Consider the following 22,363-nt stretch of genomic DNA (forward strand, 5'->3'; position numbering starts at 1 on the left):
CGGTTCCGGGGAACGCCCGCGGTCCCGGCGATCGCCTCGCCGGGACCGTTGGGACGGGACGGGAACGGGGACGGTGGTTCCGGCGGGTCAGCGGGTGGCGAACTCCGCCGCGTCCCGCGCGGCGAGGTACCCGCGCAGATCGGCGTAACGTTCCCGCAGTTGCCGCTTGAGCACTTTACCGGTGGGCCCGGTGGGGATGTCGGCGTCCTCCGCCGCGAGATCGAGGAGCGCGAGCGGCGGCTGGTCCTTTTCGGCCAGCGCGGCGTTGGCCCGCTCCAGCAGCGTCGCCAACGCCGCGCCGCCGGAGCCCTCGTGGAGGCGGACGACGGCCACGGGCACCACCGCGTCCCCGTCCCGCCCGGCGACCACCGCGCAGTCGGCGGCCTCGGGGAGGGCGAGCAGCAGGATCTCCTCCATCAGCACCGAGTAGCCGTCGCCGGAGTCGGTGCGGATGCGGTCGACCAGCCGGTCGACGTGGAAGAAGTCGCCGTCGGCGGTGCGGTGGACGAGGTCGCCGGAGAGCCGGAAATCGCCGAGGCGGCCGCGGTAGTAGGTGTCGCAGTCGTTCCAGTAGCCGGGGGAGAGGGAGGGGCTGCGCAGGGCGAGCAGCCCGACCTCGCCGTCCTCGGCGGGGGTGCCGTCCTCGCGCAGCACCGTGACGTCGGCCAGCGGGATCGGCCGGCCCAAGTGGCGCGGCCGGGCCGGGGATTCCGCGGTGATCGTGCGGCCCAGGGCCGCCCAGCCGAGTTCGGAGGCGCCCAGGCCGTCGCGGAAGGCCGAGCCGGGGACGGCCTTGCCGTCCTCCAGGTGGTGGCCGAGCCCGATCAGGGTGCGGATGTGGGCGTCGTGCGCGGAGTCGCCGGTGTTCATCCACTCCCGCACCGAGGCGAAGTCCTCGGGGTCCGGCCGGGAGTTGGCCAGGGCGGAGTGCACGGGGTGGAAGGCCTGGACGATGGTGGGCCGGTGGGTGCGCACGGCCCGGGCGAGGCCCTCGGGGCTGCGGTCGGACAGCGAGACGAAGGGGAGCCCCGCGAGGACCGCGTAGAAGGTGAAGGCGATCGCGCCGGAGTGGGAGGCGGCGATGGCCGAGAGCATCACCGAGTCGGCGGGCTCGGGGTGGGTCCCCAGCCGGAAGCGGGCCCCCGCCACGCTCTGCCGGTGGGTCCACACCACCAGCTTGGGCACGCCGGTGGTGCCGGAGGTGTGGCAGAGCACGACGGGGTCGTCGGCGCCGTGCCGGAACAGGGCGCTCTCCGGGAGCGGTTCGCCGTCCAGCCGCCCGGCCGTGCGCCGGGTGTGGATCCAGCGCGGGCCGTCGTCGAGCGCCGTGAGCGCCTTGAGCCCGGCTTCGAGGCGGGCGAGCCGGGTCTCGTCGGTGTAGATCCCCACGGGTCTGCAGCGTTCGACGAGGGCCAGGACGTACTCGGGGATCATCAGTCCGTTGAGCAGCACGGGTATCGCGCCCAGTTGGGCCAGGGCGGTGAGATGGACCTGGTCCTCGAAGGTGTCCTCGATGTGGACGACGACCCGGTCGCGGGGGCCGACGCCCCGGTCGCGGTACCAGGCCGACCAGGCGTCGGCGAGGGCGACGAGCTCGGTGAGGCTGAAGTGGCTCTGTTCCTCGCCCCGGGCGTTGACGACCGGCCGGTCGGCGACGAGGGCGGGGAGGTCGGGGGCCGGGCTGGTGCGCAGCGCCGTGCGCCAGGCGTTTCCGCCGCCGAAGTCCTGCTGGGCGAGCGCGGAGCGCGCTGCGGCGCTCCTCAACGTCCGGGGGGACAGCCGTGTTTCGGGGGACGGCTGCGTATCGGGGGACAACCGCAACGACCTCACCTTTTCCATGGGTAGGCATATCCGGGTAGGCGTATCCGGGTAGGCGTGTTCCCGGGCTGGGGGCAGGGCCGGGAACGCCGAGACATTAGCACCGGGTGCCCTCCGTCGAATTAGCCCGATTCGACGTTGTGCGGCGGGAGTTGCTCACCCGTGCCGGTGTTCGCCGCTGGGCGGGCGGGTTTACGCGCATTGTGTGACCCGTGAGTACCGGCCGAACGCAAGGAATCGGCCAGCGGGCCTGGCCGATTCCCCGTGTTCTGGGGCGCGTTGGTGTTCCCCGGTGGTGAGCGCGGCTACTCTGCGCTGGAACGTGTGTGCGTTCAACTGCGTTCAACGACGTCAGCGATCGTGAGCGGCGCCATGGCTGTCCACGTCCTGCCAAACGATTCCCCAGTGCCAGCACCAGTGGACGGGACATACCTCCAAGGGGGCGCCATGCCTGACTTATCGGTATACCCGCACGCCGACGGCGTGCTCGACAGGCTCCGCACGATCGTCGCCGACGTGCTGGAGGCCGCGCCGGAGAGCGTCGAGGACGACGCCCTCTTCTTCGAGGACCTCGCCCTCGACTCGCTGGAGAAGACGGAGATCGTCGCCCGGGTCGAGAAGGAGTTCCGCCTGAGCCTCGGAGCCGACGACGCCGCGCTGATGCGCAGCGTCGAGGAGTCCGCCGCCGTCCTGCGCGAACGTCTCGACGCGGCGGCCGGCACCGGCCTCGACCCGGTCGCCCTGCTGCTGGGCGGGCACCTCGCCCGCGGCCGCGGCGACCGGATCGCCTACACCGACCCCGACGCCGGCGACGTCACCTACGCCCAACTGCAGGCCGCCGCCGCCCGCTACGCCGGCCGGCTGGCCGGTGCGGACGTCCCGTCCGGCACCCGGGGCCTGATCGTCGCCGACGACTCCGTCGCCACCGTCGTCGCCGTCCTCGGCCTGTGGTGGCACGGCTGCGTCCCGGTCGTGATCAGCCCGATGCTCACCGACGAGGAGGTGCGCCACGTCGCGGCCGACTGCGGCGCCGCCGTCGTCCACCTCGACGCCGCCCCCAAGCGGCAGCGGTCCCTGGAGGCCCTCTTCGGCGACCGCCCGCTGATCGACGGCGCGGACGTCAGGGCCGCGCTCGACGGCGCGCAGTCCGACGGTCGCACGCAGTCCGACGGTCGCGCCCAGTCCGCCGGTCCGGCCGCCGCGACCTGGCCCGAGGACCGCGAGGCCCTCGTCCAGTACACCTCCGGAAGCACCGGCCTGCTCAAGGGAGTCCGGCACCGGGCGGGCGCGCTCGCCGCCGCCCTGACCGGGTTCGGCTCCGTGCTCGGCCTCCGGGAGGACGACACCGTCCTGTCCACGGCCCGCATGTCCTTCGGCTACGGCTTCGGCAGCACCGTGCTCTACCCGCTCGCCGCCGGCGCCCGCACCGTCCTGCTGCGCGGCGCCGTCGACGTCCACTCCGTCACCGCCGCGATCGGCCGGCACCGGCCGACCGTGCTGTGGTCGGTGCCCCGGCTGTACGCCGCCCTGGCCGACGCGGGTGGGCCGCACACCGAGCAGGTGCGGCTGTGCGTCGCCGCCGGCGAGCACCTCGCGGCCCCGCTCGGCGAGCGCATCCGCACCGCCTTCGGCGCCGATGTCGTCAACGGCCTGGGTGCCACCGAGGTCCTGCACATCGTCGTGGCCACCCCGCCCGGCCGCCCCCTGCCCGGCACCATCGGCGTCCCCGTCCCCGGGGTCACCGCCACCGTCCGCGACGCCGACGGACGGCCCGTTCCCGACGGCACCGAGGGGCGGCTGCACATCGCCGGACCCACCGTCGCCCTCGGCTACATCGGCCGCGCGGACGCCGCGGCCCGGACCTTCGCCGACGGCGGCGTCTACACCGGCGACATCGCCGTACGCCGGGACGACGGCACCGTCGTGCACCTGTGCCGCGCCGACGACCTGCTCAACCTCGGCGGCTACAAGGTCGTCCCCGGCGAGATCGAGGCCGTCGTCCGCGAGGTCGCCGGCATCAAGGAGTGCGTGGTCGTCGGCACCACCGACGGCGACGGCCTCGAACAGGCCGTGCTGTACGCCGTCCCCTGCCCCGGCGCGGACACCGCGGCCGTCCGGCGCGCCATCACCGCCACCCTCCGCGGACGGCTCGCCCCCTACAAGCGCCCGGCCCGCGTGGAGTTCCTCGCCGAACTGCCCGTCACCTCCACCGGAAAGCTGGCCGCCTTCCGGCTCAGGGACGGCGGACCGGCGGAACACCGGCTCAAAGAACGGGTGAATCAGCCGTGACCTGGAACATCACCGGCACCGGGGCCGTCGCCAACATCGGCGGCACCCCCGACCGGATCTTCGACGCGCTCTGCGCCGGGCAGGAGACCCGCGCCCCGCTCCGGGCCTTCGACCCCGCCAAGTACCGCGCCCGGTACGCCTACGAGATCGATGACCGCGCCGACGGCAAGGACGAACCGCTGCGCGCCACCACCTGGCTGATCCACGCGATCCGCCAGGCCCTCGCCGAGGCCGGCCTGTCCGAGGACCTCTCCCGCGTCCCCGTCCTCGTCGGCACCACCATGCGCGAACAGCGCAGCGCCGAACTCTGGTGGACCCGGGGCGCCCAAGTGGGCGCCGCCGACTTCCACTTCGGCGGGGCGCTGCGCGCCGCCTTCGGCGCCGCCACCACCTACACCTTCGCCAACGCCTGCTCCGCCTCCCTCTACGCGCTGGGCATGGCCACCGACATGATCGAAATGGGCGCCGCCGACACCGTCGTCGTCGCCGGGACCGACGCGGCCACCGAGAGCGCCTTCGGCACGCTCGACCGCGTCCAGAACGACACCCCCGAGGCGCTGCGCCCGTTCGACGTCTCGCACAAGGGGATGCTGATGGGCGAGGGCGCCGTCGCCGTCGTCGTCCGGCGGGCGGGCACCGGCGGGCCGGCCCCGCAGGCCCGGGTCCGGGCCGTCAGCATGAACTGCGACGCCCACCACGCCACCGCGCCCGACCCCGCCGGCATCCGCGCGGCGGTCCTGGAGGCCCACGAACGGGCCGGGGTCCGGGCCGCCGACATCGACCTGGTGATGCTGCACGGCAGCGGCACCCCGCGCAACGACGAGACCGAGGCGGCCGTCCTCGCCGAGGTGTTCCGGGGCGCCGGTGCGGGACCGCTGATGACGGCGATCAAGTCCATGACCGGCCACACGCTGGGCGGTTCGGGGCTGCTGAGCCTGGTGATGGCCGTCCACGCGATGCGGCGCGGCACCGTCCCGCCCGTCCTCGGCCTGACCGAACCCATCCCCGAGGCCGCCGGTCTCGGCCTCGTGCGGGACAGGGCGGCCACGGCCCCGGTCACCACGGCCCAGATCGACGCCTTCGGCTTCGGCGGCATCAACGCGGTGGCGATCGTGGAGGCGGCCCGATGAAGCACATCGTCGTCACCGGTACCGGACTGGCCGTCCCCGGCCTCGCCCGGCCGCTCGACCTGCTCGCCGACGAGCCGCCCGGGACGGGCTTCGACCCCGCGACCGCCCTGAAGGGAAAGGAGATGCGCGGCAAGGACCGCGCCTCCCGGCTCGGCCTGTGCGCCGCCGACGCGGCCCTGCGCGACGCCGGACTCCTCGCCGACGACGGCACGTACCGGGAGGCGGGCGAGACCACGGCCGTGGTCGTCAGCTCCAACCTCGGCACGCTGGAGACCGCCTGCGAGTTCACCGACACCATCGCCCGCGAGGGTGTCACCGGACTGAGCCCGCTCGGCCTCCCGCAGACCTCCAGCAACGTCGTCGCCGGCTGGATCGCCATCCGCTACGGGCTGCGCGGCCCCAACCTCACCGTCTGCAACGGCGCCACCAGCGGCCTCGACGCCGTCCACTGGGCCTGCCATCTGATCCTCGCCGGCCGCTGCCGGCGGGCCGTCGTCGTCGGTGTCGAACCGGCCTCCGAACCCGCCGGCAGGCTCCTCGGGCAGGAACCGCGCGACGTCACCGCCGCCGTGGTCCTGGAGAGCGCCGCCGACGCGATCGGACGCGGGGCCCGCGCCCACGCGGCCGTCTCCGCCTACGCCCGCGGCGCCGACGCCGCCCGCACCGTCGCCGCCACCGAGTCCCGCGCCCCCGTGCCCGTCCAACTGCGCCTGGCCACCGGCCATCTGGACCTCACCGCCCGGCTCGGCGACTGCTCCGGCGCGCTCGGCGTCCTGCAGTGCGCCGCCGGGGCCGACCATGTCCGCTCCCACGGGACCGGCGCCGTCCTCGCCGTCGCGGGCGGCACCGCCGCCGACGACGCGGCCGCCGCGCTCCTCCTCACGACCGAACTTCGCAACTGAACCTCGTAACAGAACTTCGCAACAGAACGTCGCAACAGAACTTCGCAACTGAAAGGACCCCACCGTGGCCGCTGTCGTGGAGATCGACGACCTGCGCACGATCGTCGCCGAGTCCCTGGAGCTCGAACCCGGGGACGTGGCGGACGACGCCCACTTCACCGACGAGCTCGACATGGACTCCCTCGCCCTGCTGGAGGTCTCCTCCCGGGTCGAGAAGCAGTACGGCATCGCCGTCCAGGACGCCGCCCTCGGCTCCCTGCGCACCCTCGCCGACCTGCTGATCCTCGTCGAATCCCTGCTGGCCGAGGGATCGGCGGCATGAGCGCACGGCCGGTGGCGCTGGTCTCCGGGGGCTCCCGGGGGATCGGCGCCGCGGTCGTCGGCCGGCTCGCCCGGGACGGCTTCGACGTCGCCTTCTGCTACCGCTCGCGCTCGGACGAGGCCGAGCACGCCGAGCGCGCCGCCGCCGCGCACGGCGCCCGCGTCCTCGCCCGGCGGGCCGATGTCGCCGACGCCGACGCGTGCCGGGACTTCGTCGCCGCCGCCGAGGACGAACTCGGGCCCGTCGCCGCCCTGGTGACCGCCGCCGGCATCACCCGGGACAAGGCCCTGGCGACGATGGAGGACGCGCACTGGAACGAGGTGCTGCGCACCAACCTCGACGGCACCTACCACCTCTGCCGTCCCGTCGTCGCGCGGATGGCCCGGCGCCGGTCCGGCGCCGTGGTCACCCTCTCCTCGCTCGCCGGGCTGTACGGCAGCGCCGGACAGGCCAACTACTCCGCCTCCAAGGCCGGGATCATCGGCTTCACCCGGGCCGTCGCCAAGGAGTACGGCTCCTTCGGCGTACGGGCCAACGTGGTGACGCCGGGCTTCATCGAGACGGAGATGACCACCGGCGTCCCCGAGCGCATCAAGAAGAAATATCTGAGCCGGATCCCGCTGTCCCGGTTCGGCACCTGTGACGAGGTGGCCGACCTGGTGTCCTTCCTCGTCTCGGACCGCGCCGCCTACGTCACCGGCCAGGTCCTGGGCGTGGACGGCGGACTGGTCATCTGAAACAGAACAGGCAAGGTAACCAAGTCACATGAAGCCCGTTGAACCCGAAGTCTTCCTCGTCGCCCGCCCCGGCATCGACTACACGGCCGTCGCGGCCTACCTGGAGGAGGTGGGCGGCGGCGACTGGCTGGCCCGGATGGACCGGGGCGAGCTGGACGGCGCCCTGAACGACCCGCAGAACCTCGCCGAGTTCGCCGGGCGGATCTGCTACCGGTCGTGGGAACCGGGCCTGAACCCCAACGTCACCAGGATCCGCACGGACCAGGACGCCTACCTGGCCAACATCCTCTCCAGCATGCACGGTTCCGTCCTGGAGCACGTGAGCTTCACCTTCGTCCTCCACCAGGTCAGCCGGGTCCTCACCCACGAACTGGTGCGCCACCGCGCCGGAGTGGCCGTCTCGCAGGAGTCCCTGCGCTTCGTCCGGCTCCAGGAACTGCCCTTCTGGTTCCCCGACTGGGCCCGGAAGGACCCGGAGCTCATGGAGCGGGCCACCGAAATGCTGGAGCGGATGGAGGAGTTCCAGGGCTGGATGGCCGGGCACTTCGGGCTCGACGAGGACGGCCGCCGCTTCGGCGACAAGAAGCACAAGACCTCGTTCATGCGGCGCTTCGCCCCCGAGGGAGTCGCCACCGGGCTGGCGTGGACCGCGAACGTCCGCACCCTGCGCCATCTGATCGAGGCGCGCACCGCGCCCGGAGCCGAGGAGGAGATCCGGCTGGTCTTCGGCCGGATCGGGGACCTCATGCGCACCGAGGCCCCGGCGCTCTTCTCCGACTTCCAGGTCGAGGACGGGGCCTGGGTGCCCCGCTGGCGCAAGGTCTGAACTCCCCTTGTTCGTTTGACGCCACTGATGCCACTGATTCCACTGATGCCACGTCGGAAAGTGATGACACGATGCCTGTGACAGACATTGCGCCCGGCACCTCCCGCGCCCCGCTGACCGGCCAGGAGATCCTCCGCCGGGCCAAGGAGGCCGCCCCGCAGCTCGCGGCCCGCTCCGAGGAGATCGAGCAGGCCAGGAGGCTCCCCGACGACGTCGTGGAACTCCTGCGCGACACCGGGGTGTTCCGCATGGCCTACCCCAAGGCCTGGCAGGGACCGGTGATGACCCCCGCCGAGCAGACCGAGGTCATCGAGGCCCTCGCCACCGGCGACGCCTCCGCCGCCTGGTGCGCCATGGTCGGGATGGACAGCGGGATCTTCGCCGCGTACCTCGCCGAGGACGCGGCCCGCGAGATCTTCCCCGAACTCGACATGATCACCGCCGGGGCGATCCCGCCGCGCGGCCGCGCCGAGCGGGTCCCCGGCGGCTTCAAGGTCACCGGCCGCTGGCAGTTCGGCAGCGCCATCACCCACGCCGACCGGGTCATCGCCGGCGTCCTCGTCTACGACGCCGACGGCAAGCCGGAGCCCAACCCCAACCCGCGCGGCGGACGCGCCCACTGGCGCATCGTCGTGGGCCGCCCCGAGCAGTTCGAGGTGATCGACACCTGGCACAGCACGGGGCTCGCGGGCAGCGGCAGCCGGGACTACGCGGCCGACGGGATCTTCATCCCCGAGGAGCACACCCTCAGCTTCGCCAACCCCGTCGTCCCCGGCCCCGAGGCCGAGCCCGACGCCATCCTGCGCACCATGCCCGGCGTCGCCCTCGGCGTCGGCCGCGCCGCCCTCGACCACGTCCGGACCATGGCCGGGACCCGCGTCGACGGCCAGAGCCGGACCCCCTGGCGGGACGAGTACCGCGTCCAGATGGCCGTCGCCCAGGCCGAGATGGAGCTGCTGGCCGCCCGGCACGCCGTCTACGGCACGCTGGAGCGCCAGTGGGAGCTCCTCACCCGCGGCGAGGAACTCACCCCCGACGACCGGGTGTCGGCGGCCCTCGCCCGCGTCAACGCCTTCCGCACCGTCCGCGGCCTCGTCGGCCGGCTCTTCGACCTGGTGACCACCTCCGCGGTCTACCGCCCCTCGGTCCTCGACCGGCACCTGCGCGACCTCTACACCATGTGCCAGCACGCCACCGTCCAGGACCAGATCCTCCAGTCCTCCGGTGCCATCCTGCTCGGCGGGACGCCGCGCAACCCGATCGCCGTCGGGCTCGCGGAGTAGCGCCGGGCGGCCCTCAGCAGGGCGTGCCGTCCAGCAGCGCCCGCCCCAGCGGCGTCAGCCGGTGCCGCACCGAGGAGCCCGTGCGCAGCGTCGTGATCAGGCCGGCCGTCCGCAGGACCGTCGCGTGCTCGCTCGCCGAGGCCGGGGAGACCCCCGCCCGGCGGGCGAGCTCGGCCGTCCCGCCCTCGGTGGCGGCGGCGTCCAGCACCCGGGCCCGCGTCTTCCCCAACAGCGCGACCAAATGCCCCAACTGGCCCCCGTCCTCCGCTCCCCGGGCCAGCACCGACTGGTACGCGCCCAGCTCGCGCGCCACCGGGTAGCGCACCTCCAGCGGTGCGTCCGGGTCCGCGCTGTCCAGCCGGAACACCGGGGCGGTCAGGAAGAACGTCGGCGTCAGCACCACCCCCCGCCCCTCCAGGGGCAGATCGACGTCCGCCGTGCACGGCGCGTGCAGCACCGGGGACTCCCAGCGCAGCGACGGGTGCAGCGTCGCGAGCAGGTGCTCCACTCCGTGCTCGGCCATGATCCGCACCCGGTGGGCCCGGTCCGCCTGGACGCAGGCGGCCAGCTGCCGCCAGTACGGCGCGACGGCCGCGTCGTAGTACGAGCGGAACGCCCGGTCGACGAGCCGGGCCGCCGTCCGGTCCCCCTCGTGCAGTTCCCCGATCCACCGGGGCACCGACGACCGCCACTCGTGCGCCACCGACAGATCGGCCGCCCACACGTGCCGCGGCATGCTCCAGGTCGCCTCCAGGCTGTGCTCCAGCGACATGGACCCGCGCACCCGGATGAACGCCTCCGGCACATACTCGTCCAGTCCCGCCGGCGCCAGCTCCAGCAACGGCCGCACCACCGGGCTCAGCTCCCGCAGCGACCGCTGCCGCCACCCCTCCAGCGCGGGTGTGCCGCTCCGCTGCAGCAGCGGCAGGCTGAACGTCGCCTCCGCCAGCGGGTCGGGCGTCGCCGTCAGCCGCACCCGGCCGAGGTCCTCGGCGCTGAAGTGCAGGCGCAGGCTCACGGCTCTCTCTCCTCCGACCTTCGACGTATTTCACCGTATGGGGCGTAGCAGGACAAAGGAATGCTTACTTCCACTTGTCCCGCTCGATGGTAAGCGTTCCCCCGCGCCCGTATTCGGCCAGGGCCGAACTCCTTTGCCCGCACTCGCCCCCGGACCCCAGACTTCCTTGTCGGGCCACAACACCCCAGGCCCATGCCAGGTGCCGTCCGGCCGCCGCGGGGGGATCCGTACAGGCGGTGGGGGGAAACGTCCACCTGGCAGCCGAAGGGCGCCGCTCCGTGTGGGGACGAAGCGGCGCCCTTCGGCATGGGCAGGCCCGGGCCTACCCCTTCAGCCGCTCCCGCAGCTCAGCCTCGTCCACGACGAACCAGGTCTGCCGCCCCCGGTTGCACTCCCGCACGAAGTCCCGCAGCGCCGAACTCTCCGCGGTACGCCCGGAGATGTCCCCGAGCACCACCAAACCCATGCGGTACTGGACGAACTTCTGCACGATCTCCCCGGCGACCCGGCTGCTCAACCGGAAGAACGCCTCGTCGAACCGCCCCACGGGAACGACGGCCCACTCCGCGCCCAAGTACCCGGCGTCACCGATGAGATCGAGTGCGTCGCGTTCACTGCCGATGGGGTCGCCCTCGGGGGAGCAGATCAGGACGGGGATGTCGTGGATGGTTTGGAGGGTGTTCGTGGTCATGGGGTGAGGCTACTTCGGTCCTATCGGTCGCTCGAAGGGGGACGTCTTCGGGGAAGGTCCCATGTGCCGTGCTGTGGTGCCCGGTTCGGCCCACTGTGATCGGCTGTTTGGAGGTCAGGTCCTGCCCAAGGCGCTCGGAATCGGAACGCATGCTTTGGCCGAATAGAAGTACCGTACGGCCGCAAACGCCCGCGCCTGCCGGAAGCCGCCAGCAGCGGACGGGCACCCGGGTGAACGATGGCTGTCGACCCGAAGATGCTGCTCATGAGAGATCGACAGAAGAAGTCAATCGATCAGGAGGCCCGTTGAGGCAAGCCGTCGCCGAGATTATGGCTCCGTGGATGAAATCCCGCTGAAACCGGGCCGAGTAGCGGGACGGAGAAGCCCCCCGGAAGGTCACGGTCCTGACATTGAGCCGACCAATTCCGACGTGTTCATGCCGCATCCGGTGACGCTATGTTCACCTCGATTGCGCACCATCACCCACCGCATAACTGGCAGGGGGCCGGCTTGCGGCAGATATGGCGCCCTGCCGGGGGAAGGGTCATCATGAGCCATTTAAGATCGCCTGGCCGTTGGGCCAGAGGGCTGGTTGCCCTCATGGCAGCCACTGCATCTGCGCTCGCCACCATGACTGTCGTGGCCGGTCCCGCTGCTGCCACGGTTCGTCCGAAGCCCGGTGTGGCGGCCGATCAGCCGAAGCTCGGGGACGCCTGTACGTCCGTCGATCTCGGTAAGCGGTATCCGTACGTCAAGACCGCGCAAGTGGTGCCGACGATCACGCACTTCAAGGGCTGGTATGTCACCGAGGGGTCGACGGGCTCCCAGACGATCGAGACGAGCACGCAGAGCGTGGTCACGGTCCAGGTCGGGCTCTCCGTGAGCATCCAGGGCAGCTTCCAGATCGGTGTGCTCGGGCAGGTGGGCGGGAGCCTGGGCCTGAACGTGCAGATGTCCTCCAGCCACACCAGCAGTGAGTCCAAGTCCATCACCTGGGACTTCCGCAGGCCCGGTTACTACGGCCTCTACGAGGGCACCCGCAAGGTCACCGGCCAGTACGGCAGCCTCAACTGCAACCGCGTCGACCAGGGCAACGGCACCTTCGCCACCAAATGGATCGCAGGCCCCGAGAGCGGCAACTTCACCACCTACACCACACTCGAGGAAGGCGCGGTCCGGTGCGAGGACACCGTGCCCGCCAACAGCATCATGAAGAAGGCGCAGGAGGTGCTCGGTTGCAGCACCGCAGCCGCCCGGGCACACGCACCCGCAGCGAAGAAGGCGCCCACGCCCGCGAAGAAGGATCCGGTCGTCCGGCCCCGGGGCTCCAAAGTGCCGCCGGGCTTCACCTGCGACCAGGGCTACTACAAGGTCGCCACACCTGAACGCTCCCTGTTCTGGACGGCACAGGCCGCCTGGGCCGGCAACGGCGTCCTGCTGAGTCCGGCCCCCTCGTTCGGCTACGACGACCAGTGGCAGGTGTGCCGCGGCCCGGAGACGGGCGGCTTCGCCGAGCACATCTTCATCAACCGGTCCAGCAACAAGTGCCTGGCCGTCGCGGAGGACACCGCGTCCACCGAAGGCGCCCCGCTGCAACAGGCCGACTGCAAGACCGACGACCTCCAACGCTTCTACGTCTACCGGGACGTTCCCGGCTCGGACAAGATCGGTGCCCAGAACAAATTCACCGGATTCATGATCGGACACGAGCGCACCGCAGACGGCCAACCCCTGCGCCAGTACAGCATGGGCAAGCCCGACGGCACCGGAACGTACGCCCTGGTGAAGACGGCGGATGCCGGGGACTGTTTCCCCTTCTGCCCTGCGGTCTCGTGACACAACTTCGGAATTCTTGAAGCGTCCTCACCCCGTCCAACCGATCCGCAGTCGGAACACCGGCCCCCTCCTATGAGCGAGCGGGTTTCTAGCCGAGGGACTCGACCGTCTGCCGAGTCCCCCTGGGGTGATACAGCTCAGCTGAGCAGTCGTCCGGCGTCCAGTCGCCAGGACCACATCGGCCGAGGCCCTCAGCACATTCGCCTTGCGCACCAAGTGGTCCCGGAACAAGCCCATACCCGGGGCCACTTCAGCACGCCACGCCTGCACGGGAACTTCATCGAACAGAGCCGACGCAGCTCGACATAGCGGAGCCATTCGAAGGCGTCACGGCCAGGGCAGGAGAGCGGTCCCGGCCGCCTGCACACGGCGTTTGGCGTATCGAAAAGACAAGGAGAGGGGACGGACATGTCCTTACCCGGTTTACGTCGCCACCACGGAGGACGGGGCCGAAAGCCGAACAGGCTGCGTCGCGCCCTGTCAGGGGCGACGGTGGCCGCGACGGCAGCCGCTGTCGCATTCGGTGGCACAACGACGGCCGCCGCCGCGCCCGCGCATCCCGCCGACCGCGGGAGCGCCGTCACAAAACGCCCGGTGGAACACACCATCACGTTCAAGATGACCACGGTGCGGGTGACGGAGCTGGTCACCAGAACCCCGGACCGCGCGGGCAATGTCACGGTACGGCTGGCCAATGGGAAGACCATTCCCATCCCGGCGGACACCAAGGACCTTGTGATGCGCCGCGCCGCCCAGCAGGCCAAGTCCCAGTTCAAGGCCGCCGAGCCCAGACCATGCGGCATCACCTGGGTCAAGCTCAAGGAGAAGTCCAACCACCACCCGTTCGCCATGGAGACCGGGTTCGATGTCTTGGGCGGGTCAGCCATCGGCTACAGGTGGCGCGTCACCATCAAGGGGCCGAACAACTACGCCCACGAGTACACGAGTCAAGGCAACCTTGCCTGGCGCGACAGCTGGCAGGGCGGCTACACGAGCGATAAGGACCAGGACGAGGGACTCTACACAGCCGAGGTCGATCCCGGCGTATCCCACTTCCAGTTCACGAACCGCGAGATCTGCGTTGCGGAGCCGGCGCGCAGAACGGAGCGCCTTACCAAGCCGAAGGCCGCATGCCTGAAGGTGATGGACCCCAATTCCGGCGGCGGGTGGATCCTGAACACCACCAAGGAGATCAAGCTCCGCAACCAGTCCGAACCGACCGGCCCGAAGGGTGATCGGGCAGCCGGGGCGGAGGCTTGTCTGACGAAGAACCTCGGCAACGGCAGCACGGCTGAGGGGGGCGAGAATGTCACCGGTTGGCTGGACGCGAAGAAGTTCCGCGACACGTACTCGCCTGGAACCTCGCTCGCCCGATGCCATCTGATCGCCAACAACCTCGGCGGGAAGGGAAGGGTAAGGGACGGCGGACTGGCCAACCTCGTCCCCTGCTGGCAGGTAGGGATGAACACCGGGACGCCCAGCATGCGGACCAACGAGATGAAGGTGGAGAAGGTGGTTAAAAAGCCGGCGGGTGAGGAGGGCGCCTTGGGGCCGGATGATGCGGTCCATTACAAGGTGATGCCCCTCTACAAGGACGACGACAGCACGATCCCCACGGGCGTCCTCATGAGCGCTTCGGTTCAGCGGGCGGACGGAACGGGGGAGCTGCTGTTCACCGCCGACTACGTCCCCAACACCGAGGGCAACACCGGGTTGCTCAACCTCGGTAACTGATCAACCAGTTCGCGCCATCGGGAGCCAGCATGAGTTTCACCACCCCACCGCGGCCGGTCGACATCACAGCTGTCTTCCCTCAACTGGCTCCGCTGGCACGCACAGCGACCCGCTTGCACCCACGCCCCGGGTCGCCGTCGAGGCACGACAGCTCAGTCGGCGGGCCGCTGCTGTGGCCCGCCGACGAGCCGTGGCCGTACTGCGACGGCCCGCACGTGCCGGACGGGAATCCGGCCACATCCCCGCAGGACGTGCGGCTGCAGCGGCGCATCCGGGCGGAAGCGGCGAGCCGACCGTCGGGCCATCCTCGCTTCACACCCGAGGAGGTGGCGATCCTCGAACGGATCGACGCCGGCCGTCCATGGCCCAAGAGCCCGGTCGCCATGCTGCCCGTGGCCCAGCTCTATGTACGTGACATTCCCCTGCTGCGTCCGCCCGGGCGGGCCGATCTGCTCCAGGTGCTGTGGTGCCCCTTCGATCACCCGCCGGAGCCCAAGCCCAGGACCGCGCTGTTCTGGCGGTCGGCCGCTGCGGTCACCGACGTCCTCACCACGCCTCCGGAGCCGGCCGTGGTTCAGTTCGGCGGCTATGTGCCGGAGCCGTGCCTGCTCGACCCGGAGCAGACCTCCGAATACCCCAATCGCATGGAGCTGACCAAAGAACTGCGGGAACAGATGCAGGACTGGAACACGTGGCAGGCGGCCGGCGCTGCTCCGGACAGCTCCTACGAGCCCGCCCCGGAGGAGTTCTACGGGAACGTGTTGTCCATCGCTCCCGGTTGGAAGGTCGGCGGCTGGACGCGCTGGGGCCTCACCGACCCCGTCCCCCGTATCTGCCCCGCCTGCGGTGCCGAGTTGGACCCACTGCTGACCATCGCCTCGTCCGAATGGGACGAGAGCACCCGCAGTTGGATCCCGTACGAGGAGCAAGCCCATGCCACGCCCTCCATCGCCAACCCTCACCCCGCGACCCCGGCCGAGACCGAGATCGCCGGAGGCTACGATCTGCAGCTCTACGCCTGCCCGGCATCACCGGACCATCCGCATACCGGTCTGATCCAGTGAGATTTCGGGAGGCCGGCTGCGAGAGAGACGGTGATGGCCGGGGCCGGGACGCGACTTGCCGGTGAACGTCCCCCCGGCGTCAACGCGTGGACGAAGGGCCCGCTGTCCGCATGAGACGTGTGGGGCGGATGCCGCAACGTTACGACGGAATCCGCCAGTTGCCGTCCAGTCCGGGGACAGGGCCGGGTCGCGAAACGCGGGAGGGGAGGTCAGACTTTCACTAGAACGTACGTTCCGGTGCCGTCGGGCTTGCCCATGCTGTACTGGCGCAGGGGTTGGCCTTCGGCGTTGCGCTCGTGTCCGATCACGAATCCGGTGTCCGATCCGGGAACGTCCCGGTAGATGTAGAAGCGTTGGAGGTCGTCTGTTTTGCAGTCGGCCTGTTGTGTTTGCAGGGTGCTCGTGGTCATGGGCGAGGCCGCTTCGGCCTTGTCGTCCGCCCGAAGGGAAGGGGGTATCTCCTTCGGAGCAGATCCCATGTGCCCTGCTGTGATGCTCGGTTCAGGTCGCTACGATCGGTGCATGTCTGAACTGGCGACGTCCTTCCTATCGCTGGACGGTACGAAACTTTCGGGTACCGTGATCTGCCCCGGTGAAGCGGTCAACGACCTGGCCGTTCTCGTTCATGGCGCCGGGGTGACCCGTGAAGAAGGCGGGTTCTTCACCCGCCTCGCCACCGGGCTCGCCGGTGCGGGGATGGCGTCCCTACGCTTCGACCTCCGTGCCCACGGGACCAGCGGAGGCCGCCCGGAGGACATCACGATCGCCGGGGTGGCCAACGATATCCGCGCCGCGGGCGACCGTCTCCGAGCGGTGACCGGGCTCGACCGCCCGGTGCACGTCATCGCGGCCTCGTTCTCCGGCGGCGCGGCGGCACTGCACGCCGCGCACCGACCGCAGGACGTGGGGCGCCTGGTGCTGCTGAACCCGAGGCTCGACTACCGCGAGCGGTACGTCACCAGCCGACCGTACTTCGACGACGAGGGGTACCTGTCGTCGGAGGCGACGAAGTCGCTGGACGAGCGGGGCTTCACCGAGCGAAGCCCGTTCGAGCTGGGCCGGGCCCTGCTCAACGAGGTCTTCCACCTCGCTCCAGAAGCCTTCCTGAAAGCCGTGCGTGCTCCGGTGCTTCTCGTGCACGGAACGAAGGACACCTTCGTTCCGGTGGAGTCGTCCCGCCGATACCTGCCGTTGTTCGGCGGCACGGCCGAACTGATGGAACTCGACGGCGCGCAGCACGGTTTCGCGGTGCACGAAGACCCGCGGTATCTGCACCCGCAGTCGCAGGCATGGCAGGCCCAGGTGGTGGAACGCGTCACGGCGTTCCTCGCTGGTTGAGCGGTCATGCACGAGACGATGAGAAGTGGCTTCAGCGAGGAAGCGCCGTCAGCGCATCCCGCAGCTCGCGCACGCTCGCTCGTCGGGCGTGGGGGCGCAGCGCGGTGACAGTACGACGAAGCTCGGTCAGTGCCTGGCCGAAGTGAGGTGTGGCCGCGAGGCGCAGTGCAGACAGTGCCGTGGTAGCCGCCGCGTCCGGATCTCCGGCCGAGGCGAATGCTCCGGAGAGGTGGGCGGTGAAGAACGCACGGTCCCTGGGGGCAAAGGTGCCCTTCGAAAGGTGCTCGCGCAGGAGCACGACAGCGCGTTCGGGCATACCGGATTCACGGTGGCAAATAGCGCTTTGGGCCATCAGCCGGTCTGCCGTGTAGCCGGCACAGAGCGGTCCGGTGCACGTGGCCGGCTCGGTCGGACCGGCGTCGGCGAGCGATGCGTGTGCCTGTTCCAGGATGTGGGTGACCAGGATGGCGTCCGATCCCGTCAGGGCGATGGCGCGGGCTTCCTGTTGGAGGGCCTCGGCACGAGCACGTGGTGGAAGTGTCCATGGCCCGTGGACGGCGGCATGTGCGAGGTCGCGCATCCGGGGCGCGTCGTCCCGGTCGGTGGCTTGTGCCTTGCGCAGCAGGACGTAGGCGTGCATCGGCCCGTCCCCGCCGACTGTGGCCCATTCGATCGCGCGGTCGTGGAAATACGTCGTGATGTGGCGCGGAGCACCGGCGTCGCGGTGAAGCCAAGCGGTGAACTCCGCAGCACGGGCGCCGACCGTGAGCAACTCGCCTCGGATGTCGGACGGTGCCTCACGGATGAGCTCGCCGACGGCACCGACGATCCCCACGGCAGCAGGGAGGGCCTGGCGAGGCCCGGCACTGCCATCGGTGCGAGCGGCTTCGTCCAAGGCGTGCCGCAAGTGAGCGACCAGATGACGGTCGGTGTAGCGGCGGGCGCGGTCGACGGCCGCTGCCAGGTGGTTGACGGCGGACGGGTCGAGCAGTGGTGCGACACCGGCCAGGACACCGCCGAGAAACGTTCGCCGCTCCACTGACTCCTCCCCACCTGCCTCGGCGGCCGACTCCCGGTTCACGCACGGTCGTGCAGAACGCAAGGGCACGAAACCCAGCTCTTCCAGCGGAACACCGAACATGGCTCGCAGGACGCGTCGGGCTACGGTATTGGGCCAGCCGGGCGTTGCCGATTCCCATCGGCGTACCTGGCGCACCGTAATAGTCGCCGATTCTCCCAGCGCGACGGCGTGGTGCTCATACGCCGCGGCCACGTCCGCCTGGGAGTGCCAGCCGAGACGTAAGCGGGCGGTGATGAACTGCGTGTTGCCCAGAGGTCGGGACACGGCTGCTCCTGGCGGGAGGAGTGCGGGGGAGCCACACGCTACTGCAGGACTCGAGGGCATGCGAAGTGTCCTGTGGTCTGACCTCGTTCCCAATTCGAAGAGGCGGTGGACTGGACAGCGAAGCCGGTGCCCTCGGCCCCAGCAGGTCGAGATATGCACCGTGGCTGCGCTGTCCGGAGGTGAGTGCGTGACGCATACGAAGACTGGGGCGCCTCCGCCTGTATGGGTAGTCCGTGGTGCCCGTCTGCTTATCGACGGCTGTGTGGCGGTGGTCACCCACGTAGGGAGCCCCTGGACCGGCGATCGTGGGCACGGGCCGGTCTATGTGCGCCCAGAGCGCGGTGGCTGCGAGTTCACCGTCGGCGGCCCGTTCGTACCTGCAGGCGGCGACCCCATCGACGAACGCCTCAGCAAAGGCCCTTCTCCCGGAGGTCTTCCCTGAGTTGTCAGCATCCGCCTGAGCAGTGCGGGGCCAAGGACGGCGTGACCACATGTTCGTGTGGTGCCCGGATCTTCGTGGACTACCGAGCACTCGGTGGGGTGGCCCTGAACCTCGGAGATCTATGCCCGGATGAACCAGCCGGTCGTACGAGAAGCGGCATGGGCAGCGCCACGCTCATCCGTAGTGGCACGACGAGGAGGGAGGTGATGGACGGCAGCACGAAAGAGGCAAGCAGAGGTGATCGATTCATGTATGGCGGCTGTTGCTGCCGTTGAGGAGGGTCACATGGGACAAACCCCCGATGGTGTGTCGCGTCGTCGATACGACCTGTGGATGGCGCCCCGGCCGCATACGGTCGTGCTCCAACCCACGAGCTTCTGCAACCTTGACTGTTCCTACTGCTACCTGCGGGACAGGGGATTGAAGAACGACATGCTGCCCGAGACGGCCGACGCCGTGGCGACATCGGTCGAGGGCCTTGTCGGAGGAGACCAGTCGCTGGGCCTGGTATGGCACGGTGGGGAACCCCTGACCTTGGGGACGGAGAAGTTCGCTGCTCTGCTGGCTCCGTTCGAGGCCCTGCGTCGTGAGGGCTGTGTGCATCACTACGTCCAGACCAACGCCACTCTCGTCACCGATGCATGGTGTGACCTGCTTGAGAGGTTCGAGTTCCGCGTCGGGGTGAGCATCGATGGCCCGGATGCCTTGAACACCCAGCGCGTGGACCGCCGGGCTCGGCCGGCCCATGAACGGATCGTTCGGGGAATCGCACGCCTGCGAGAGCGTGGTATTCCATTCACTGTCATCGCGGTTGTGGGCAGGGAGGCCATCGGCTCCCCGGAAGAACTGCTGCACTTCCTCGCTGAGCTGGGCTGCCGCTCGGTGGGCTTCAACATCGAGGAAACCGAGGGCGTGAACACCGAGCGGCTACCGCCCCACCGTGAGCAGGCCCAGGAGTTCTGGCAGCGGGTCCTGGCCTGGTCACGTCGGCACGAGGGCTTGGCGATACGTGAACTGGATCGGTTGTCCGAGTACCTCGACCTCACCCGGAGCGGCCGGTGGCAGGAGTGGGACCGCCGAAGGCTCGATCCCATTCCGACCGTGACCTGGAGTGGCGATGTCGTGTTGTTGTCGCCGGAACTGGCGGACACCACGGATGCCGCGTACGACGACTTCCTGGCCGGGAACGTGCGGGAGCAGACCATCACACAGATGCTGCGGAAGGCGCACCGTCTGCGCTACGTCCGCGAATTCCTGAGCGGCCTGGAGAGTTGCAGGGCCGAGTGCGAATTCTTCGACTTCTGCCGGGGAGCTCAGGCCGGTAACCGCTACTTCGAGAACGGCAGCCTGGACACCACCGAGACAAACTACTGCCGTGTCTCCCGGCAGGCCCTGGTCATGGCACTGTCCACCGCTGTGAAGGAGGAGCAAGCCGCATGACACTGCTCGAGCAGCTCACGGTCACCGACGCGCCCGTAGTACGCGAGTTGATCGCGGCTTACGGTGGGGCGCACGGCGACTACATCCACGCCAAGTTCAACAACAAGCCCACCTGGGACAACTGGGGCAAGTCCTCGGCGACCTTTGACAACAGGCCCACTTGGGACAACTGGAACAAGAAGAAGTAACCCCTTCTGTGGTGGCGCGCCCGCATGGGGCGTGCCACCGCCGGACACTGAAGGACGAACGCATGGATGAACGCAAGGTGGTGCGGCGCGCGAGCGTGACACTGCCAGCTCTGGACGAGCCGGGGCTTTACCTGTCGAGTGTTTCGTCGCTCGAGGGCGGCCGGGGAAAAGTATCCGAGTTCCGTTACTCCGACGTTGACCTCCGCGAGCTGGATCTCGCCGAGACACATCTGCTCGACGGCCTTATCCAGCGTGTACGGACCGGGCGTGCCAGGTTTCACGGGGTAGGGCTCGGGTCAGTACATCTTGCGGACTGTGAACTCACGGCGCTGCAATGGTCGGAGAGCAAGTTCTCCCGTGTTGTCTTCGGCAACTGCAAACTCATGGGGTCCCTGTTCAGGGAGGTGGCCTTAGACAACGTGCTCTTCGAGAACTGCAGATTCGACTACGCCACCTTCGACCGGGTCCGCGTCACCGGCCCGGTGATTTTCTCGAAGTGCACCTTTCGGGAGGCGGTCTTCAAGGCGTCCGACCTCAGCTCTGCTGTTTTCGAAGCGTGTGACCTGCGGTTCGTCGAGTTCGAGGGCGGTGGTGTGTACCGCGGCTGCGACCTACGCGACAACGACCTCTCGACCCTGCGAGGGGCAGCCAGACTTAGGGAGATCGTCATTGACCGTACGCAGGTTGCTCAGCTGGCCGAGGCGCTGGTTGCCGAGCTGAAGGTCACGTACGGCGAGGACATCGACAGCGCATGAGGTGATCCCGTATGAGGTGAAGCGCTCGTACCGGCCCGGCCGTTGGGACGGCCGGGCCGGTACGAGCGGTGTGTCAGTCCCCGGTGCCCGCCGGGCGGAGCCCGGGTGCCCCGGGCGAGAGCACCCGTTCCGCCGCCGTCCCGAAGAAGACCCCGAACGACGCCCACAGCGCGCACGGGACGGCGAGGGACGCCAGGCGGAAGTGCCAGAGGGTGGTGGCCGGGAAGTCCTCCGGGACCTCGTCGACCGCGGGGAGGAAGGCGTACGCCAGGGCGAGCGCGGTGATCAGGACGGTCGCCGCGGCCACCGTGGCGTGCCAGGGGCCCAGGCGCGGGGTCAGACGGCGGCCCAGGAGGAGGGCGCCGGAGCACAGCAGGACGCTGAGGGCGATCATCAGGAAGTAGAGCGCCGTGCGCCTGCCGATGGTGTCCGGTTCGCCCACCGAGGGTGGATTGGCGGGGTACTTGAGGAACGGGAGGAGGTGGAGGGTGAGGAAGGCTGCTGCGGAGAGGAGGAGCGCCGTGGGGCGCGGGCCGAGGTGGCCGGTGCGGCCCAGCAGGGCGCAGTAGGCGAGGGCCGCGAGGCCGCCGAGGGCGAGGGACTCGACGAGGACGCCCGTGGCGAGTCCGGCCGTCGACTGGAGGGAGCGGGAGACCAGTTCGGCGCCGTGCTCGTGGGTGTGGGCGTCCTCGAAGGAGACGGCCGCGTCCACCTGGGGTTCGCCCAGGAGGTAGGCGACGGCGAAGGCGAGCAGGCCGGCGGCTAGGCCGGCCAGCAGGCCGCGGACGAGCAGGGGGCGTACGGGGGCGGGGTGCATGCGCGGGCCTCTCGGCTCAGTGGCAGGGGAAGCCGAGCAGGTGGCGCGCGTCGTGGACCCACTCGTGGACGCCCGCGCCGGAGAGGGCCGCGGTGGCCCCCTGCTCGGCGCCGACGAAGTAGAGCAGGGTCAGGGCGAGCAGGCCGACGAGGATGGCCCATGGGGCGAGGGATTTGAGGGATATAGGGGTGATGACGGGGGCGGTGGGGGCGACGGGGGCGGGGTGGGCCATGGCTGAAACCTCCTGGGAAGGGCGCGTCCCGGTCCTCGGGTCCGAGCAACGGCGGGGGGCGGGTCCGACTCTCACGGTGGCGCGACCGTGCCGGAGTCCCACCGGCTTCCGTCTCCCCGTCGTCCGTGTCCCGGTGACCGTACCGTTTGAGCCACC

At 70.1% G+C, this 22,363-nt stretch carries 21 protein-coding genes; 14 read left to right on the forward strand and 7 right to left on the reverse strand.

Annotated elements, in window-relative coordinates; all coding sequences use genetic code 11:
• Window positions 1-87 precede the first annotated feature (87 nt).
• Window positions 88-1,764, reverse strand: coding sequence for a class I adenylate-forming enzyme family protein (locus AB8735_RS30780; protein WP_372410824.1), 1,677 nt, complete (start codon window positions 1,762-1,764; stop codon window positions 88-90).
• A 501-nt stretch (window positions 1,765-2,265) separates the two neighbouring features.
• Between AB8735_RS30780 and AB8735_RS30785 the strand changes: the two genes are divergently transcribed.
• The 7 genes from AB8735_RS30785 to AB8735_RS30815 all read left to right on the forward strand — a co-directional run bounded on the left by AB8735_RS30785 (window position 2,266) and on the right by AB8735_RS30815 (window position 9,307).
• Complete coding sequence (locus tag AB8735_RS30785) at window positions 2,266-4,107, forward strand: AMP-binding protein (RefSeq protein WP_372410825.1); 1,842 nt, start codon at window positions 2,266-2,268, stop codon at window positions 4,105-4,107.
• A complete protein-coding gene (locus AB8735_RS30790) occupies window positions 4,104-5,237 on the forward strand; it encodes a beta-ketoacyl synthase (RefSeq protein ID WP_372410827.1) in 1,134 nt (377 codons plus the stop codon). The genes AB8735_RS30785 and AB8735_RS30790 overlap by 4 nt, the downstream gene beginning before the upstream one ends.
• On the forward strand, window positions 5,234-6,139 hold the full coding sequence (locus AB8735_RS30795; protein ID WP_372410828.1) for a beta-ketoacyl synthase N-terminal-like domain-containing protein: 906 nt from the start codon (window positions 5,234-5,236) through the stop codon (window positions 6,137-6,139). The genes AB8735_RS30790 and AB8735_RS30795 overlap by 4 nt, the downstream gene beginning before the upstream one ends.
• 64 nt (window positions 6,140-6,203) lie before the next feature.
• Window positions 6,204-6,461 (forward strand): acyl carrier protein, encoded by a 258-nt coding sequence (locus AB8735_RS30800; protein WP_344021931.1) that lies wholly within the window; start codon window positions 6,204-6,206, stop codon window positions 6,459-6,461.
• Window positions 6,458-7,198, forward strand: a complete 741-nt coding sequence (fabG, locus tag AB8735_RS30805) for a 3-oxoacyl-ACP reductase FabG (RefSeq protein ID WP_372410830.1) — start codon at window positions 6,458-6,460, stop codon at window positions 7,196-7,198. Before AB8735_RS30800 ends, fabG begins: the two co-directional genes overlap by 4 nt.
• Window positions 7,199-7,226: 28 nt before the next feature.
• The gene (gene thyX, locus AB8735_RS30810; protein WP_372410831.1) at window positions 7,227-8,024 is read left to right on the forward strand and encodes an FAD-dependent thymidylate synthase; all 798 of its coding nucleotides are present in this window, start codon (window positions 7,227-7,229) and stop codon (window positions 8,022-8,024) included.
• A 71-nt stretch (window positions 8,025-8,095) separates the two neighbouring features.
• The gene (locus AB8735_RS30815) at window positions 8,096-9,307 is read left to right on the forward strand and encodes an acyl-CoA dehydrogenase family protein (protein ID WP_344021937.1); all 1,212 of its coding nucleotides are present in this window, start codon (window positions 8,096-8,098) and stop codon (window positions 9,305-9,307) included.
• 13 nt (window positions 9,308-9,320) lie between these two features.
• On the opposite strand, the gene AB8735_RS30820 is transcribed toward AB8735_RS30815, so the two are convergent.
• On the reverse strand, window positions 9,321-10,325 hold the full coding sequence (locus AB8735_RS30820; RefSeq protein ID WP_372410833.1) for a winged helix-turn-helix domain-containing protein: 1,005 nt from the start codon (window positions 10,323-10,325) through the stop codon (window positions 9,321-9,323).
• 322 nt (window positions 10,326-10,647) lie between these two features.
• Window positions 10,648-11,016, reverse strand: coding sequence for a DUF4180 domain-containing protein (locus AB8735_RS30825; protein WP_372410834.1), 369 nt, complete (start codon window positions 11,014-11,016; stop codon window positions 10,648-10,650).
• Window positions 11,017-11,565: 549 nt separating this feature from the next.
• Between AB8735_RS30825 and AB8735_RS30830 the strand changes: the two genes are divergently transcribed.
• From AB8735_RS30830 to AB8735_RS30840, 3 genes are all read left to right on the forward strand, one after another.
• A complete protein-coding gene (locus AB8735_RS30830) occupies window positions 11,566-12,852 on the forward strand; it encodes an RICIN domain-containing protein (RefSeq protein WP_372410836.1) in 1,287 nt (428 codons plus the stop codon).
• Between the two features lie 492 nt (window positions 12,853-13,344).
• Window positions 13,345-14,586, forward strand: a complete 1,242-nt coding sequence (locus AB8735_RS30835; RefSeq protein ID WP_372410839.1) for a DNA/RNA non-specific endonuclease — start codon at window positions 13,345-13,347, stop codon at window positions 14,584-14,586.
• A gap of 29 nt (window positions 14,587-14,615) precedes the next feature.
• Complete coding sequence (locus AB8735_RS30840) at window positions 14,616-15,650, forward strand: hypothetical protein (RefSeq protein WP_372410841.1); 1,035 nt, start codon at window positions 14,616-14,618, stop codon at window positions 15,648-15,650.
• A 209-nt stretch (window positions 15,651-15,859) separates the two neighbouring features.
• On the opposite strand, the gene AB8735_RS30845 is transcribed toward AB8735_RS30840, so the two are convergent.
• Window positions 15,860-16,060 carry a hypothetical protein gene (locus AB8735_RS30845; protein WP_344022317.1) on the reverse strand — a complete coding sequence of 67 codons (201 nt, stop codon included), beginning with the start codon at window positions 16,058-16,060 and terminating at the stop codon, window positions 15,860-15,862.
• A 112-nt stretch (window positions 16,061-16,172) separates the two neighbouring features.
• Here AB8735_RS30845 and AB8735_RS30850 point away from each other — a divergent pair, with 112 nt between their 5' ends.
• Window positions 16,173-16,988, forward strand: coding sequence for an alpha/beta hydrolase (locus tag AB8735_RS30850; protein WP_372410843.1), 816 nt, complete (start codon window positions 16,173-16,175; stop codon window positions 16,986-16,988).
• A 31-nt stretch (window positions 16,989-17,019) separates the two neighbouring features.
• On the opposite strand, the gene AB8735_RS30855 is transcribed toward AB8735_RS30850, so the two are convergent.
• Window positions 17,020-18,333 (reverse strand): XRE family transcriptional regulator, encoded by a 1,314-nt coding sequence (locus tag AB8735_RS30855; RefSeq protein ID WP_372410844.1) that lies wholly within the window; start codon window positions 18,331-18,333, stop codon window positions 17,020-17,022.
• Between the two features lie 727 nt (window positions 18,334-19,060).
• On the opposite strand from AB8735_RS30855, the gene amcB reads away from it, so the two are divergent.
• The 3 genes from amcB to AB8735_RS30870 all read left to right on the forward strand — a co-directional run bounded on the left by amcB (window position 19,061) and on the right by AB8735_RS30870 (window position 21,158).
• A complete protein-coding gene (gene amcB / locus AB8735_RS30860; protein WP_372410845.1) occupies window positions 19,061-20,215 on the forward strand; it encodes a cyclophane-forming radical SAM peptide maturase AmcB in 1,155 nt (384 codons plus the stop codon).
• The gene (gene amcA, locus AB8735_RS30865; RefSeq protein ID WP_372410847.1) at window positions 20,212-20,403 is read left to right on the forward strand and encodes a multiple cyclophane-containing RiPP AmcA; all 192 of its coding nucleotides are present in this window, start codon (window positions 20,212-20,214) and stop codon (window positions 20,401-20,403) included. Before amcB ends, amcA begins: the two co-directional genes overlap by 4 nt.
• Before the next feature lie 62 nt (window positions 20,404-20,465).
• The gene (locus AB8735_RS30870; protein WP_372410848.1) at window positions 20,466-21,158 is read left to right on the forward strand and encodes a pentapeptide repeat-containing protein; all 693 of its coding nucleotides are present in this window, start codon (window positions 20,466-20,468) and stop codon (window positions 21,156-21,158) included.
• A gap of 73 nt (window positions 21,159-21,231) precedes the next feature.
• Here the strand turns inward: AB8735_RS30870 and AB8735_RS30875 are convergent, their stop codons facing one another.
• Window positions 21,232-21,975, reverse strand: coding sequence for a CbtA family protein (locus tag AB8735_RS30875; protein WP_372410850.1), 744 nt, complete (start codon window positions 21,973-21,975; stop codon window positions 21,232-21,234).
• A gap of 16 nt (window positions 21,976-21,991) precedes the next feature.
• On the reverse strand, window positions 21,992-22,207 hold the full coding sequence (locus AB8735_RS30880) for a CbtB-domain containing protein (RefSeq protein WP_372410851.1): 216 nt from the start codon (window positions 22,205-22,207) through the stop codon (window positions 21,992-21,994).
• Window positions 22,208-22,363: the final 156 nt, after the last annotated feature.

It is taken from the genome of Streptomyces luteireticuli (assembly GCF_041519305.1).
In the GTDB taxonomy this organism is placed as follows: domain Bacteria; phylum Actinomycetota; class Actinomycetes; order Streptomycetales; family Streptomycetaceae; genus Streptomyces; species Streptomyces luteireticuli.